We start from the raw sequence: 16,658 nt of genomic DNA on the forward strand, positions 1-16,658 counted from the left end.
GAATCTTTTTTATTTCTTTTGTTTCGTCCGCTTCGTCAGCGGCGACTTTTATAATTTATCACATCTGCCTATTCGATTGCAAGCATTTTTTTAAAATCTTTTTGCTTGTTTTTCTTCGAAGCAGCCCGCTTCAAAAGCGGCGAGATCTAATTTAACACGACCCGCCTATAGCAGTCAATAGCCTTATCTAAATTCATTTGGTTTTGTTATAAATCAGCTTTTGAATGCTATAGGCTTATTCGGTCATGTTATCGTTCTACTGTCTTCGGTGCACCTCTACAGTCTCTTGAATAGGACCGATAATGCGGAATGGCACCTTCGTCGATTTCGTCACTCCGTTATCATATACCGCGATAAACTGCAGATCGTACTTCCCGCGAGACAAGCCGCTCTTCAGCGATGACCACCTAGAATCAATTACTTCTGCTTCAAAACGGTCGAGTGAACCAGATTGGTTCATTCGCCACTCCATCGTTAAATCGGTACCGTCCAACCCGTCAGCAATCAGCTTAACTTTTACCGAGCGTACCCTAGCTCCCATGGTTGTTCTTACATTAGTGAGCATGACTTCCCCCGCATAAAAGTCTTTCGGATTATTCCTTGTCTCATGGCCTTCTTGGTCATGGATTTGCTTCCAATCGTCCGTATGGCGAATGTCCGCTTCAATCGTTAATGGAGTCACCGTGATGTCTTTCGTTACGCTTGCTGTCGCCCGGCCATCCGAAACCTCCAGCCTCACGCGATAAACACCTGGCATTACATTAGAGATTACGGGCTCACTATTATAAGTAAGAGTTTGAAGCGAAGGGGTCACTATCGTCCAATGCGTTGTCAGAACATCTCCATCCGGATCAGCCGACCGATCGATTAGCTTCAGCGTGTCTCCTTCCCATACCGGCTTAGGCGTCCAGTCAAAATCGGCAGCAGGCGGCTGGTTCGTCTCGATATAGAAAAATTTCGGTTCGCTCCAATCGCTCCAGTCGAATCCGTCATGAACACGTATAACAACGTACATCTTCACATTCTCGGGCAAATCCTCCGGTGCAGTGAATGCCAGTTCTCCGTTCGGACTCGCCATCGCATTCGAATCCGCTTGCAGCACACCACCGTACCTATAAACCCGAACCTGGTATTGCCGTTCCAAATCACCATCAGCATCATCATATGTCCATTTAAATGTAGGACGAAGCGTATCAAACTTAGTCGGTATCGTTTGATCCGAGCTGTCCGGTGTCTTCACTTTAGCAACAGGAAGCCGGTTATGGATCGTTACTTGTAATTCTGCTTGTGCCGATACACCGAGCGAGTCTTCTACCGTTTGCCGTATTTTGAACATACCCAGAGTAGTAAAGGTCTTCGACCAATTCGTACGTGACGTACTTTGCAATGATTCAGGCGAATTCGCCGTAAGATTCTTCAAATAGTACTCATGCGGCAGATTCTCTCGTGCTCCGTCTTCGAAGTCATAGGCCGTCGATTCAAATACGATCGGAACTCCTCTGAACGTGTTAATATGTGAGCTCGTAAAGCCCGCCACCGGGGGACTATTCGAAACAGCTGTCTTAGACACATCCAGCGTTATCGTATACCAATCGCTCCATGCATCGTATTCGTCGCGTACCATCAACCCGATTTCATATTTCCCCTTCTCCTGAGGCGCAACAAGCTTCTCATTGACCATTCTTCCGCTTGGCGTAATGTAGTAGAACTTCTTCTCAAGCACCCCCTTCGTTTTGCGGTAATCGATGCCCGTTACCTCTTGTGAAATATTCCCGCGGCTCAAATAACGATCTGGATCATAACTTGCATCTGACCAGATGAGCGTACCGTCTGCATTGACGAATATTTCATATTTGGCAATAGGGCGCCGATGCACGATTATTGACGAGACAGCTGTATTAGACTTCGCCTGATAGCTCGCAAACATCGGATCCGGGTACGCATGAACCGGCTGGTACGGATCATCTGTTACGCTATAGCTGACTTCATATACCCCAACTTTATCGAATGTCGTCCTCGGTATTGTAAATGTCTTTCCTTCCAGCTCAGATGGCCCTGATAGTCCATCGTTAGCATCTAAAAACTTATCATTTGTCTTCGTATACGTCCATTTGGTCAAATTGGGAATGAGCGGATCGTTCTCCGTATCCATATTCGTAATGACATAATTGACCGGCTCTTGAACAATCGCAGTATTAGGTGTCACCGATTTATTAATAATAATCTCCGTGAGTTCCATGTCTTTCAGCACCGATAGCTCGATATTCCCGTATGGCCCGAACATCCCCGTTGTAAAAGTGGCGTCGGCAGCATCAATCAACGGTGCGCCGTTGACGTACACTTTGATCGACTCACCGATCGCTTTCACGATGAATGAAGAATACACGTTTCGCTGCATGCTGTATGCTGCTTGCTTAATCACACTGCGAACTCCGCTGTCGATTTTGACCAGACGTACGCTGCCATTGGATGCCTCAACGCGATACATGTTATTCGCATCCTTCATTCGGAAAGAAACGCCAGATGAGACGTCTGATTTAACAGCCGAATTGAGTGTGTATTTCATTTTGAAGCTGAACGTAAAGTCTGGCACTCGCGGAAGCGCATCACTGTAAAACTGGCCGTATGCATCCTCCGTCCGGTCCTGCGGGATTGAAGTGATAAGCATAACCGGATCAGATCCATCTGACAGCAACAGCTGCCCATCTTGTTGAGGCGCTATTGAATTAAATAATGTGCTGCTGCGATAAATGGTGGAGACAGCCCCATTGTTAAGATCCGCCACACGTACCGAATGGTCACGGTTGGTTCCAACGTAATTCGTAACAAAGTACCAGTAGCCGTTTGTAGTCAAAATGTTGTTCTCGTTATTAGGCGTAATGTTTCCACTGCCTAGCGCTGTCGACCACGCAACAGATAGATCATGGAAACGATACGCGATGAGGTTGCTGCCGCTTAGAACAATCATCTTATCTTGGTAGGAACCGATCATTTGACTCTTGCCATCCGTTAAAGTCAACGACTTCATCGCGTTGCCGCTAGCGTCCCTAACCACGACTATTGCGTTCATGATATCCCCCGCAGCCCTCTTACGATAAACATAGGCGATGTTCCCGTCCGGATCGCTAGCAATGACTCCTCCTGGCGAATACCCTTCACTAACCGTTATAAAATCCGTCATCACATATAAGTAGTCATCTGCAACGGTATACACGCGTTGACCGGTTATCCCGTCCAATTTGGTCAGTGACACATTGTTGAAAGTGACGGACCTGCCTGGCTCTGGCCGTGAGCTCCAAGTCGAGAAGGATTCGTAGTAGAAATTCCCCTTCGCATCATAGCCTAACGGGTGAGATATAGGTGTAATCGGAACCTCATTCCCGTTCCTCACTGAGAAAGCGCCTGGCGGCAAATCATCGGCCAACTCAACCGTAGTGCTCGCCCGATAAGGCGAATCATAGGTGTAGTTAACGAGCTGATCCTGCTGGTATTGGTCGGCTGCCGGGAAATTTCGCATCGTAAAAATCGATTTTAAGTCCGTATTAAACTTAAACGGCTTTACTGAATAGAATTGATTTACTGTCCCGCCATCTTGCGAGAGCCAACTCGCATCTCCCGCCGATGACCACCAGCGCGTAGATAAAGCCGGAGCAGACTTCTCTGCAGGCAATCCTTGCGCAAGCTGGCTGAACGTGTAGAGATAGTCCATTTTGTCATCCATCATATAAAGGATCTGCTGCTGCGAATCTACTCTCACATCTGAAACAGCTTCATGAGATCGAAGCAGTAGATCTCCTTTATAGACATCGACGACGTAACCTTGCGTATACCGATTAGAAGGTCCATATACGTACGGGCGTATGACTATTGCGTAGTCATCGTACAATGGAGTCTTCGTCTGACCCGGAGGTGATTCAGTAACAGCTGCTGCAGAAGGACCTTTCCACTCCGCCTTCGATTTCAGGCCGTTAACCGGAGCAAGCAGTCCGTTATCGGCCGGATTGATCATCCAGCCTTTGCTTCCGGCAGTCGTCTTCCACGCTGGACCGAACAACGTTGCGGCATCCAGCTTGTAGGTCTTGCCATATAGAGGAGGTGAAGTGTTGTCGCCTTTCATTTCGAACGAGACGAATGGACTGTCATTGATGACATCAATGATGATCGATGCACAAGCGCTTTTGCCCCAGTCCTCCGTTCCGCATGCTTCCAGCTTCCGCTTGCCGACTGTCGCATACGTCCGAGCTACGGTCTTTTGTGCGTTCATCGATAACGTGACCGGGGTCTCGTCTGCGTAGCTGCCATCATTGTCGGAATCGTACCATTCCTTGACCGTTTCACTCACGATCTTGTCGCCGTCCGGACTAGTGATGCTTATGGTATACGGGTTGCTCGTCTTTCGGACCGATGTCGTCATCCCGCCGATCTTCACATCAGGCGGCAGATCCGGCTTAACTAGCAAGTTATACACGGCCGGAGTTAACGATTTGTAGCGAAGCGAATCGTACACATCGAGCTCGATTCTCTCACTGCCCGGCGTGGTGTACACCGTTTTTTTATTTTTCCACTCGTCCCGGTTGTGATCGATTGTTCGTTGTGCAGGGCTGTAGCTTCTATCGGAGGTCAACGGTACGCTTAATGGCCGTCCCTCAATAGCAAAATCCGGTCCGTCTATCACAGCGACCGGGTTGTGAGGAACGACATTAATCATAATGGTGACGGAACCCGTCGCTCCCCACTGATCATGTACGTAAGCCTTAACCGTGTGATAGCCAAGCGCAGTCATTGGAATGTCGGACCAATCGATGCCGTACGGCGTACCGATAGCCGGAATGCTTCTTATAAAAGCGTCGCCGGCGGCGAAATCATATCCATCGAAGATCACTTGATCTCGGTCCGGATCTGCCGCATCCCATACTTTGAGATCGAGCCTGCTTCCTTCAACAACTTCTCTGACAATGGTTCTGCTCGAATCTCCAGGCCGTACAAAACCGCCCTTAATCGTTGGCGGATTGTTGTTATTCGGGCTAGTGACGGCGAGCGTCTTAGGTCCAATCCAACTGCTTGTCCCGCAGTCCGTAATGATTTTCATATAGATCGCGTGACTGCCGGCACCAATTAACCAAGGGTAGGAAGAGGATGTATATACGCTGTCTGTTGTCATACCGTTAACAACCGATGATTCCCACGACGCGCCGTCGCGCTCGATTTTGTAGTAATGACCTCGATAAACGCAGCCATTCAGTTCAAAATCGCGCGGATGGAATTTGAAGCCTCCTCCGTAACTGATTGTGTCAGGCAGAACGTCAAAATCACCTGTAAAATTGGCCGTCCCTTGATAAAAGAACGTAATAAAAACTTCCGGTGACGCTGCATTTACACTGACATACGCACTATTCGAGCTACTGGCAGGCGTGTCCGTATAAGCTGTAAACCCTACGCTATTCCCAAGAACCGTTCCATAGCTTGAATCCGCATACTCCGTTCTCGTACTCGGCAGCGTAGTGATTGGAATCGTCTTTTCCCCCACTTTCTTATAAGAGCCAGCAGCTCCTGTCTTCGCCATATGACGCACGTGCACTTTACCTGCACTCACTACGTCGTAGACATAATAGAGGTAAAGGGTCTTGAATGATGCCGGGTTGTAAGTTGCAATTGGCGGGTACTCGGCAGGCGCCGGCGTCGGATTGGCAAAGTCGTTAGGAGGGTCACCCGTTGTTGTTTTCACGTAACCTGCGTATTTGTAGTTAGCTGGAGGCGGCGTTGAATCGGAGCGGAATGGTTGATTCGCGATCAACTCCTCATCCCGGTCCGTTAATCCAGGTATAGGATTACCATTACGGTCCAGATGTCGGATATGAGCAATCCCGTTATCGGTTTTTACTTTATAGTAGAGATTGACGTGGTAAATGTCATATGCACCGTTATAGGTTACGTCCGGTGGAGTTCCAGATGAGATTGTACCTCCGCTTGGCGGACCTTCTGTTGACTTCTTATAACCGACATATTCGTACTTGGAGTTCGTCGCGGGAGTAAGCGCAAGGGAGCCCCCTTGGCTAACATTGAAGGATTGATTCGGGAAATCGGCATCAATGTTTGTCCCGTCCGTTAAGTAGTGATGGACGACCTCTCTGCCGTCTAGTTGGATTTCGAAGAGAACGGGAATGTAGTAACGGTAGATCAACGCATCGTCTGTGCATTTGGGGCAGTAGTCCGTTCCTTCATTCTTGTATTGCTTTCGAACATTATATGTATCCCTTGATTCTAATAACGCAGAAACATTTGCATAAAATGAAACAGTTGAGGTACCGACACCACTAATATTTGTGGTTTGATAATTCGTAATGCTTGAACTAACAAATGATTCATATGCTTCCCACGGCTCTGTACCCGTACGGGAATCAAAGAATATATCACTATGTGAAATTGGATTGAAAGGCTTCACAGTCACACTTCGAACTCTTCGATCCGGAAAATTAAAGGTATACTGATGATTTACATCTTCAGTTGATGCCGAATAACTTCCTACTTCAGGATGCGGCTTGGTCAAATCCCATGTCCCGTCATTTTTACTCATGATCTCGTAGTACATAAATCCAACAGCCACATAACGAGACTGCCCTTCCACGACCCGGTTAATCGTTGTTACACTTGCGTTATCTCCAAGCGCTGCTTCTGCAACATTGGATACAAAAAAAGCGGGTATAAGACCCGCCAAAATGGTGAAGGTAAGAACAAGACTATTAAACTTCTTCATAGTGAATCACCTTATTTATATGGATTTTTGACTAAAATCGGATAGGCTTTGGTATCTATCGAATCCCTTATTCCAATGTAATCAACATTGCTTAGCTTGAAGTTTATATAGTTCATATCGCCAAAGTTATCTTTGTCAGAAATATCGGTTTCCCCATAATAATGAATTCGAAATCCCCCAATTACTTCCCTAACTCCTGCAAGTTCTGTACGACTGCGATATTTTTTATCATTCGAGAGAAAAAAGAAACCAGTTCCCATTGAGCCTGTCTGTGTCGTAGATGAACGAATGTATGTACTTCCACCAACGCTCTTAATTAAATCCCATCGGTAATAATAGGACTCATGCAATAAGAAAGGAAAATCTTTTTCTTCTACCACATATGCTTTCATAGCCTTGATACCTGTCCAGTACGGATCCAGATACCCTTCCACTCCCTTGTAATAAGGCAAAAACGGCTTAATATCGACGAGCTCCGCGACGTCCTCCAGCTTCGGAATGTCCTTGCTTCCAATCCACACGAATTGATTCACGCTGTCCCATTCTACCTTCTCGCCAAACGCTTCGCTGACGAACCGGAGCGGCACGTAAGTCCTTCCGTTCACTGCATTGGCAGCCGCATTAAGCGTGATCGTCTGGCCATTCACCGTTGCGATCTTAGCACCGATTGTCAGTTTAATCGTTCGATCACCATTGATGATCGTAATATCTTTGCCGTTAAGGGAGAGCGCTCCCCCTAAATTGTCGGACACTACACGCACTGGCACTAATACGGAGCCATTGTCGTTCACCGGACGCGCGTCAGTGAACTGAATTTTGCGTGCGTTGATCAACACTTCGATTGGAAGCGGTGTGTGAATCAGCTTCGAAATGCTGTAAGGGCCATCGGCAGCTTGTGTGCCAGCAGCAACAGTGCCAAGCATCATAGTTAGCATTGCAATTATAATAATTACTTTTTTCTTCACGGGTCATCAACCTCTCTTCATAATTTCCATCAACAATTCCTAATTATTGACATTCTATCACTCCATTCCTAATCTGCGTACATTTTTTTACAACGTAGAACATCACAAATCACATCACAATGACAACCAACTTGCACGCAACAAAAAAAGCACCCGCCCGCATCGAAGGCAAATAGCCATCGAAGCGGACAGGTGCTTCCTGTCCGTACAATTCTTACATTTGTCCTTATTATAGGACCAAATTTGCCAAAAATCAACTATCCTGCGTTCGTACGATCCGAATCCGCTGACGAAATCACGGTGTAGCGGAGCTCAAGCGCTTCCGGATCGCCAGTTTCGGAAATGAAGGCGACCTCGCGGACGAACGAGCGGTTGACCAGCTTCTGCAGCATGAGTGACAGGTCTACGTGCAGATGAGCGAATACCGGATGATTCTGAAGCTCCATAATGCTCCACGGTTCCGGACGGCTTGCAAGCGTGCGGAGCAGCAGCGAACAGCACGCTTTCATTTTGCTCATGACGGTGAATTCGCATGCCAGCATAACGAGCTGCACGCGCTGTTCAAGCGTCTCGGAGCTTGCCGTCAACTCCTCGTACAGCTTGTAAATGCCAGGATGAACCCGGCGAAGCTGGCGCCACACTGTCAGCTCGGGATGCTGTCCTTCTTCAATCAGCGCAATGTGCGCCCAATGATGCAGCCCTGCCAAAATATTCGAATAGGCGTCGAGCAGATTTCCATCCTGCATATCCTGCTTCGCCTGAAGGTAAGTGCGGATATACGCGGCAAATTCGACAAGACGTTTCTGTTCCCGGAACAGATCCGGAAATACCATTAAAGAGTTACGAATATTCATCAAATAGTCGTCGCGGTCAATGAGCAACTGCCCCCGCTCCAGCCACTGTATAATGCTTCGGTTCTCTCCGCCATAAATCCAGCGGTTAAGCATTTCCTTATCAACCGTGCGCACAAGCACGCGTTCGCCGTCGATTCGCAAATGCTCTGTTCGGCCCGCAAGCTCCGACCGTTCCGATACGATCAGCAGCAGCAGATCATGTCCGTCGATAAGAGGATTATAAGGGACCGGATTCTCAATCGCCGCCAAGCTGATCAGACCACTGTCATTCTTATAACTTTCGACAAAATGCTGTTTTATATGTTCCATGAGGCCTCCATATAGCTTAACCGAGAGGTTTCGGCTATAATATTAGTCTACAGCATACTAGTTCGACAACCGTCCGGCTGATTCCTGCTAAGATATGCGAATCATCTCCGGCATTTTTCGACAATAACTGGAGGGAGCTTCCACCGTGTTCTTTAAAACAGCTAAAATCAACGAATTTCGACTTTGGGGCTTATTATTTATGCTCGGCGGTATGGGCATGATGATCTTCGGTACGGCCGGTATCGTATTCTTCAACAACACAGCCGGACGAATATTCGCCGGAGCATTCATGGTGCTCGGTTCGATTCTGATGCTTGTCAGCGTCGGCATCTACTTCTGGGCAGGCATGATGTCTACCAGCGTTAAGACGATTCAATGTCCGGAATGCAGCAAGCACACGAAGATGATTGGCCGAGTCGACCGCTGCATGCATTGCAAAACGAAAATGACGGTTGATCCGTCGATCGCAACCGATCTGAACGACGAGACGTTCGAGCCTGCTGCCGGAAAGCAAGACACGGTTACAGCATCGGCGCCTCCGCAAGCCTAAGCTCCTAAGCAGCTTCATCGTTTGACGCATACATAAAAATCCCCTTGCACCGTATGCCTCTTGGCACCGTACAAGGGGATTTTTGCATCTATACAATGAATAGATATGATGGCTTCTTACTGCTTCGCTTGTCCCTTCAAGGCGCCGTTAATCGTACTCCATACATCTCCGCCTTGAAAAGCGCGCTGCCAGGTCGCAACGCCGGCCAGCTTATATTTATGCACGAGTGCAACTCTCGCCTTCAACGAAGTCGCGTCTTCCAGCCAAATCCGCTGACGGCCGCCGTCCTCCTGATACTCTACATAATGTTGGCCTGACTCTTGATCCAGCACCTGCTTCAGCTTCTGGTCATTCACAATCGAAGCCGCTTTCTCCATGCCAATCGCTTTGGAGCTGACCTTGCCGTCTTTCTCCGTCCATACCCTCGTGTATAGCGGCATGGCAAGTACCATTTTCTCCGACGGAATTCGATCCTCGTTCAAAATTCGCGCCAATGATTGCTCCGTCCAACCCAGCGAGGCAACAGAGCCCGCTTCCGGACTGGTCGCCCAATGCTCGTCATATGCCATCAACATCATGTAATCGACGGTCTTCCCAAGAGCCGGCCTGTCCAAAAAATTAGACCACGTATCGCTGCCGCCCTTAGGAGTCACGTCAATCGATACGACAAGACCTTGTTCATGCAGCAGCGGCGTCAGCTCGCGAACGAATTGAACGACGTTGGCTTTGTCCGATAACTTAACGTTCTCGAAGTCGACATTAATGCCTTGCAGATCGTATAACTGCGCGAATGCGAGCAGTTGTTGGATCATGCGGAAGCGAGTATCGACGTTAGCAAGCGCCTGCGTCGTCCGCTCCGGCTCGAAGCCGTTGCTGAACAATGCCCATACGTGCATGCCGCGGTTGTGCGCCCACTTCACATATTTCGCATCAGCTTTGCTTACAATATCCCCATCGCCATTCTTCAGTTCGAACCAAGTCGGACTAACGACGTTAACACCCGGCATCTCGCCAATGGACGACGTGTCGATCGGATTGTTGTACACCGCTTCCCACGTCAAATTAATTTGACCGCCTGTCAGCTTAGGTGCAATGAATGGCTTGGGCGTCTCTGCCATTGGAACCGTCTCGCTTCCTGCCTCGGTTACATCCGAAGCTTTCACATAACCGACTGCTCCATCCGCGCCCTGAACATATAACCACTTCTTATTTTCTTCACGCCACATTCGCATGACACCCGTTCCGGCCGTTTGTTCAACGATCGGCGCTTTAATCGAAGGCTTCGTACGAATCGGAATACTTTTCTTCTCATTCTTCGGCTTTACTCGTTCTGCCGTATCACCTGCTTGCAGAAGGGTCACCGTCCCACTGGCAGGCTTGTACTCAACTTGAAGCCCATACAATTGCGTCAACGGTTCGACCGGCAAATAAACCTCATTGTCCTGCTTCTCTGCCGCGACCCGAAGCTCGTACGGCTTCCGGTTAAGCGTAGCGGTCAGTTCATCCGTCTTCATCCGGAGTACATGGTCAGCCGTCGTAAGAATGATGGACCCGCTCTCTTCCTCGTAACGGATAGGACCGTTATCGCCCATTACTTCTTGAATCGCGGACAGCGGGAGCTTAAGCTCGTTGCCGTCCATCACCGCATGTCTATCTAACGAATTACCTTCGTAAAACAATGCATAGCCGCTGCCGTAATCGGGATTCACATGTTCCTTATTCGGCGCCAACTGCTTCCAGCCGATCCATGCACCGATTGCTGCTCCGATCAGAACCAGAACGATGTAGACCGCAGCTCCGCGCCGCCGCCTTCTTCGGCCGCCAACGCGCAGACGTATCGTTTCCACTGTAACACGCTCCTTGTTGTCGCCTGTTGTATGAATATAGAGTGCATCAAATAAAAACGTGCAGCGGGAAGACTAGCCTCCTTCTGCACGTAATCGCGCATATGACTATATACGAAACAATAACGCGAAAAGCTTCGTTTGTTAACCGGAAGGTTATGTTAAGCACTTATCGCAGACGCCGTAAATCTCCATCCGATGCCCTTCGACCGTAAAGCCTGTCGTCTTGGACGCCGCCCGTTCGACCTCGAGCAGAGGAGGATATTCAAAATCGACGATCTTGCCGCAGCACTTGCAGATCGCATGATAATGATCCGACAGATCCGCATCAAAACGGCTCGACGAATCGCCATAGGTCAATTCTCGGACAAGTCCCGCCTCGACGAACAGCCGCAAGTTATTATAAATCGTCGCCACACTCATACTAGGAAACTGTGGGGACAAAGACTTATAAATTTCGTCTGCTGTTGGATGTGACATTACGCTCATTAGATAGCTCAAAATCGCGTGACGCTGAGGAGTCATCCGGACGCCGTTATTTTTAAGTTGTTCAAGTGCTCTCTCAACGGTGGCACCCATACCCATACACGCCCTTTTCGCATCATTTAAATTATTGTACGTTCAAATTAAAGTTTTTGTCAATGAAAGCGCTCCTTCGCGCTTTCGTCAACCGGAAAGAGGTGGTCCTTTTGCCTACTGTGCGAAGGGAGCGATTACAATGCTGCTGTTGGCATTAACATATATCCGGTGCTCTCCGCCTCCGATAGTGCCTCGAACCGTCTTGCGCACAGAAGTCAGCGGCAATCCGGGATCGATCCGAATCTGGCCGAACGTAACCGATCCGTTCAATTCGTAACTTCCGTCTGGCGGCAGTTGAAGCCGAACATCGCCGACAAGCCCGACAATGTCCCAATCGCCGCCCACCGTACCGCTGTACACCTCGATCGTGCCGTTCAGCGTATCCGCTTTGACCCGGCCGGCTGCTTCGCGAACAGATACCTCGCCATTCTTCGTCTCCACTTCAATATCGCCGAGCACTTGATTCAAGTGTATGCCGCCGTTCGCAGTCGATGCCGTAACATTGCCGCCCGCTTCGACGACGTTAATGGCACCGTTGCTGACCGATGCTGCGACCTCGCCCGACACCTGCATCACCTGCACGCTTCCGTTCACTGCCTTCGCGGATACCGTACCGGCGATCCGCTGGGCAACGATCCTCCCGTTGCCAATGTCGATCGTCACAGCGGAAGGAGCGGCAAGATCGAACACTTCCGCATCCCCGCTCTGAATTTGTATACGCAACTCCAACGGCAGTTGCTCCTCCTTCGCCTCTGCTTTCTTCTCAGGCTGTTCAGGAACATCATCTGTCAATTGTCCGTCAGGGGCAAGCGTTTGATCTTGTTGGGATGTGAGCGGCACGATTGGCGTCTGATTCTGGCTGCCTGCGCCAGCAGTATCGGTTGAACTTATCGTATCTGTTGTACCGGCCGCATCTGTCAGATCCGTTGCATTAGCTATACCCTGCTGCTCGATTGGCGCGTTTTCCGTTACCGGATTGTCAGTTGAATCTTGCTGCCCGTTACCAGGGTTAGCCTTATCGATCGGAACCGCATCCACAACCGATGGAGGCAAGAAGATCGTGACATTGACGCGCGGCTTCCGTTCCCCGCCCTCGCCGAACCCTTGCAGCACCGTCTTAATTGACGTTTCTTCTTGAGCGGTAAGCTCAACCGCCGTGCCCGCTGCCGCGCTATCTGCCTGAGCACGGTCGGAGGAATCGATCCATACGGTCGATTTGATCACGATCTGATTCGAGGTGCCCCTCTGAACATAAACATTGCCATTCGGATTATCGATGACGATCCGCTTCAGATCAGCCGGAACGTCCGCGGATACAGTCTCCTTATCGTAGCTGAACCCTTTCTCCTCACTGAAGTTCGAATAGCCGCTGCGCTGTGCCGCCCACTGATCCAGCCAGCGGAACGGAAGCTCCGCATACTGTGTAATGCTGTAAGCTGTAACCGCGACGACGACCGCCGCCGTTACAGCCGACATATCTGTCGACAACCTCCTCGGCACCGACCGTCTGCGCAAGCTGTATGCGAGCAGCTCCCCGCCGATCAACACGAACAGCAGCGGCCACCAGCTTCCAAGAAGAGCAATATGTTCGTTGCCCGTCCATTCATCCGACAGCAGCAGCACCCCAGTCCCCAGCGAAAGCACAGCAGCCGTCCATCGTCCTAACCGATAACGGCCGTCTTCTCTCCGCCGAAGCGCAATCCATGCGGTCAGAGCCAGCAACAATACCGGTGCTCCATAATCTCCAGCCGAATCCAGCCATGGCCGCAGCTTGTCCGGCATGCGAAGGAGAAACAGCAGAAGCAAACCTGCAACAATAATAGGAACGGCGTGCAGCCAGCGAAAAGCTTCGTCTCCGCTCGTATATCTGCTCCGATCCACCACCGTTGCAACGCCTTCCTGATCTACGGACGTGGTGCTGTCATCAACTGCTGTCTCACCTTCAGCTAACGGTTCTTCTTCAGCACGCGCCGATCCAGTCGTCTGCAGCGTATCGAACACCCCGTAGAAATATAACGCAGGCAGCGCCATGCCCAAATACACAATCAGCAGCAAGTGGCGCCCGCCTGCCGTATCAGCCAATTTAATAATCGCCGCGACATCTAGCGCCGCAGCCGACATGAGCAGCAATCCTTTCGCATGCCGGCCGAGTATCCAATGGCCTGCTCCCGGCACGAGGCACGAAGCGAACACCGCCGCCCATCTTCTCATGCTGAACCGGCCGTCCGATCCTGTTCGGCGCGGTTGCGGGGAGCTGTTCCTTTCCGTCATTCCGAGCTCACTCCTCTAACGCCGTCCACATCGTTAATATCATTGACGAGCAGCATGATGGACTGCTGTTTCGGCAGCGTTACATTCATTTGCACCATCACCTTGCCCACGTGTTCATCGTGTTCCGAACGATCATGAACGATCATTTTGCGGACGATAATATCTCTCTCATGAATAATGGCATTCATTGCCCTGAGCAGTACAGAGCGGTCATCGGCGTAGATACGCAGAAGCTGCTCTCTCTTGCCCCGCAGAAACCGCTTCTCCACCTTGTTCATCGCCCACAAAATAAAGAATACCGTTACCGTAGCCGCTACGGCCGGGATATAAAATCCTGCCCCTACCGCCAATCCTATAGCCGAAACGACCCACAGCGATGCAGCCGTCGTCAATCCAGTGATAGACTTGCCGGTGAACAGAATCGTGCCGGCTCCCAAGAAGCCGATCCCCGTAATGACTTGCGCAGCAAGCCGTGCAGGATCCAGCCGGACGTTCGGCTCCACCGCAAAATCGCCGAAGCCATACATGGACAGCATCATTAATAAGCAAGAACCGAGACATACGAGCGTATTCGTCCGAAGTCCCGCTGCATGATTGGATTGCTCCCGTTCGAAGCCGATCAAACCGCCGAGCAGCAGCGCAAGACCCATTCGCAGCAGCATATGGGTAGTATCAAGGAACCATGGACTTGCGACTTCGCCCGTCATATACCATCCATCCTTTCGATTAAAAATGATTGTATCACATTGTATGCGGAATCAGCACAATCACGAGCGGTCGACAATAAAAAAGCTGTCCCGGATTGGGACAGCTCTTCGTAAAGCACAAACTTATTTTACAGTTGGCTCAGTACTTCCACCAGCAGCTTGTTCGCAAGCGCCGGGTTGGCTTTGCCTTTGGAAGCTTTCATGACTTGACCGACGAGGAAGCCGATCGCTTTCTCTTTGCCGGCTTTGTAGTCCGCCACCGATTGCGGGTTCGCCTCTACGATCTGGACGACGATCTCCTTGACCGCGCCTTCATCGCTGATTTGAACGAGTCCTTGCTCTTCGACAATTTGCTTCGGCAGCTTACCCGATTCAAGCATCGCTTTGAATACGGTCTTCGCGATCTTGCTGTTGATCGTATTCGATTCGAGCAATCCGATCATCTCGCCGAGACCTTGCGCCGTCAGCTTAATATCGCCGAACTCCAAGTTATTCGCATTCAAGTAGCCTAGCAGATCGCCCATGATCCAGTTCGATACCGCCTTGGCATCCTTCGTGTAGTTCAAGCTCTCTTCGAAGAAATTAGCCATCTTCATCGACGACGTCAGCACTTCTGCGTCGTACGACGGCAGATCATACTCTGCAACATAACGCGCTTTGCGCGCATCTGGAAGCTCCGGAATCGAAGCGCGAATGCGCTCCTTCCACTCCGCATCGATATTCATTCGCACGAGGTCAGGATCCGGGAAGTAGCGGTAATCATGGGCTTGTTCCTTGCCACGCATCGACAGCGTCTTGCCCTGCGCTTCGTCCCAACGGCGCGTCTCTTGTACAACTTCACCGCCGCTGTTGAGCACTTCAGCTTGACGCCATTGCTCGTACTCCAGCCCGCGCTGCACGCCTCTGAATGTGTTCATATTCTTGAGCTCGGCTCTCGTGCCGAATTTCTCTTGTCCATATGGACGAATCGAAATGTTCGCGTCGCAGCGCATGCTGCCCTCTTCCATCTTCACGTCGGATACGTCGCAATAGAGCATAATCGCACGGATTTTCTCCAAGTACGCCTTCGCTTCTTCCGGTGTGCGGATATCCGGCTCCGAGACGATCTCGATGAGCGGCGTACCGACACGGTTGAAGTCGACGAGCGACGCATAGCCGCCGTCCACGTGCGTCAGTTTGCCCGCGTCTTCCTCGAGGTGAACGCGCGTAATGCCGATCCGTTTCGTCTGGCCGTTCACTTCGATATCGATCCAGCCATGCTCGCCGACCGGTTGGTCATATTGCGAGATTTGGTAAGCCTTCGGGCTGTCCGGGTAAAAATAGTTTTTGCGGTCGAACTTGCTTACGTCCGCTACGGTGCAATTAAGCGCCATGGACGCTTTCATCGCATACTCTACCGCCTGGCGGTTCAACACCGGCAGCACGCCGGGATGGCCGAGGCAGATCGGACACGTATGCGTATTCGGCGGCGCGCCGAAGGCGGTCGAGCAGCCGCAAAAGATTTTGCTGTTCGTATGCAGCTCGACGTGCACTTCTAGGCCGATCACGGTCTCGTATTGGGTCGACATAGTTTGATCCTCCTGCATGAGTCGGAAACGAAGGTGCGTGCTGCTGCGCAGACGGCATTGTTCTTTCGATCGCTGTTGTCTTCGGATTGTCCTGATCCCATAAGATCGTTACGAGGTTACAATCCGAAGACAAAGGCGAACGCTGACGCTTCTACAGAATCAATGCCGCCTGCTCCGCAAGCTGCGTTGCGTCGAATCCAACTTGTCTTTTTTTTATAAGGGGAAGGCGTCGATTAATCTTAATCGACGCTAATATT

Annotated in this window: 9 protein-coding genes; 1 reads left to right on the forward strand and 8 read right to left on the reverse strand. The window is 50.3% G+C overall.

Features of this window, described 5'->3' with window-relative positions; all coding sequences use genetic code 11:
• Positions 1-256: 256 nt before the first annotated feature.
• The 3 genes from PKO01S_RS23490 to PKO01S_RS23500 form a co-directional block, all read right to left on the reverse strand.
• Positions 257-6,181, reverse strand: coding sequence for a glycoside hydrolase family 78 protein (locus tag PKO01S_RS23490; protein WP_127533885.1), 5,925 nt, complete (start codon positions 6,179-6,181; stop codon positions 257-259).
• 584 nt (positions 6,182-6,765) lie between these two features.
• Complete coding sequence (locus tag PKO01S_RS23495; RefSeq protein WP_127533886.1) at positions 6,766-7,719, reverse strand: copper amine oxidase N-terminal domain-containing protein; 954 nt, start codon at positions 7,717-7,719, stop codon at positions 6,766-6,768.
• Positions 7,720-7,976: 257 nt separating this feature from the next.
• Entirely contained in the window at positions 7,977-8,882 is a 906-nt protein-coding gene (locus PKO01S_RS23500; protein ID WP_127533887.1) for a nucleotidyltransferase-like protein, read from the reverse strand.
• A 145-nt stretch (positions 8,883-9,027) separates the two neighbouring features.
• On the opposite strand from PKO01S_RS23500, the gene PKO01S_RS23505 reads away from it, so the two are divergent.
• Positions 9,028-9,432 carry a DUF2614 family zinc ribbon-containing protein gene (locus PKO01S_RS23505; RefSeq protein ID WP_127533888.1) on the forward strand — a complete coding sequence of 135 codons (405 nt, stop codon included), beginning with the start codon at positions 9,028-9,030 and terminating at the stop codon, positions 9,430-9,432.
• Positions 9,433-9,548: 116 nt separating this feature from the next.
• Here PKO01S_RS23505 and PKO01S_RS23510 read toward each other — a convergent pair whose 3' ends face one another.
• From PKO01S_RS23510 to gatB, 5 genes are all read right to left on the reverse strand, one after another.
• A complete protein-coding gene (locus PKO01S_RS23510) occupies positions 9,549-11,279 on the reverse strand; it encodes a glycosyl hydrolase family 18 protein (protein WP_127533889.1) in 1,731 nt (576 codons plus the stop codon).
• 153 nt (positions 11,280-11,432) lie between these two features.
• Complete coding sequence (gene perR / locus PKO01S_RS23515) at positions 11,433-11,855, reverse strand: peroxide-responsive transcriptional repressor PerR (RefSeq protein ID WP_127533890.1); 423 nt, start codon at positions 11,853-11,855, stop codon at positions 11,433-11,435.
• Positions 11,856-11,969: 114 nt separating this feature from the next.
• Positions 11,970-14,126 (reverse strand): DUF4097 family beta strand repeat-containing protein, encoded by a 2,157-nt coding sequence (locus PKO01S_RS23520; protein WP_127533891.1) that lies wholly within the window; start codon positions 14,124-14,126, stop codon positions 11,970-11,972.
• Positions 14,123-14,833 (reverse strand): MgtC/SapB family protein, encoded by a 711-nt coding sequence (locus tag PKO01S_RS23525; protein WP_127533892.1) that lies wholly within the window; start codon positions 14,831-14,833, stop codon positions 14,123-14,125. Before PKO01S_RS23525 ends, PKO01S_RS23520 begins: the two co-directional genes overlap by 4 nt.
• Positions 14,834-14,961: 128 nt before the next feature.
• Positions 14,962-16,401: an Asp-tRNA(Asn)/Glu-tRNA(Gln) amidotransferase subunit GatB gene (gene gatB / locus PKO01S_RS23530; protein ID WP_127533893.1), complete on the reverse strand. Its 1,440-nt coding sequence runs from the start codon at positions 16,399-16,401 to the stop codon at positions 14,962-14,964.
• Positions 16,402-16,658: the final 257 nt, after the last annotated feature.

Source organism: Paenibacillus kobensis NBRC 15729 (genome assembly GCF_004000825.1).
GTDB classification, from domain to species: Bacteria; Bacillota; Bacilli; order Paenibacillales; family Paenibacillaceae; genus Paenibacillus_T; species Paenibacillus_T kobensis.

Coding starts and splice junctions, on each gene's coding strand:
- PKO01S_RS23500 (WP_127533887.1), bottom strand. CDS start 8,882: ATGGAACATATAAAACAGCATTTTGTCGAAAGTTATAAGAATGACAGT.
- perR (WP_127533890.1), bottom strand. CDS start 11,855: ATGGGTGCCACCGTTGAGAGAGCACTTGAACAACTTAAAAATAACGGC.
- PKO01S_RS23520 (WP_127533891.1), bottom strand. CDS start 14,126: ATGACGGAAAGGAACAGCTCCCCGCAACCGCGCCGAACAGGATCGGAC.
- PKO01S_RS23525 (WP_127533892.1), bottom strand. CDS start 14,833: ATGACGGGCGAAGTCGCAAGTCCATGGTTCCTTGATACTACCCATATG.
- gatB (WP_127533893.1), bottom strand. CDS start 16,401: ATGTCGACCCAATACGAGACCGTGATCGGCCTAGAAGTGCACGTCGAG.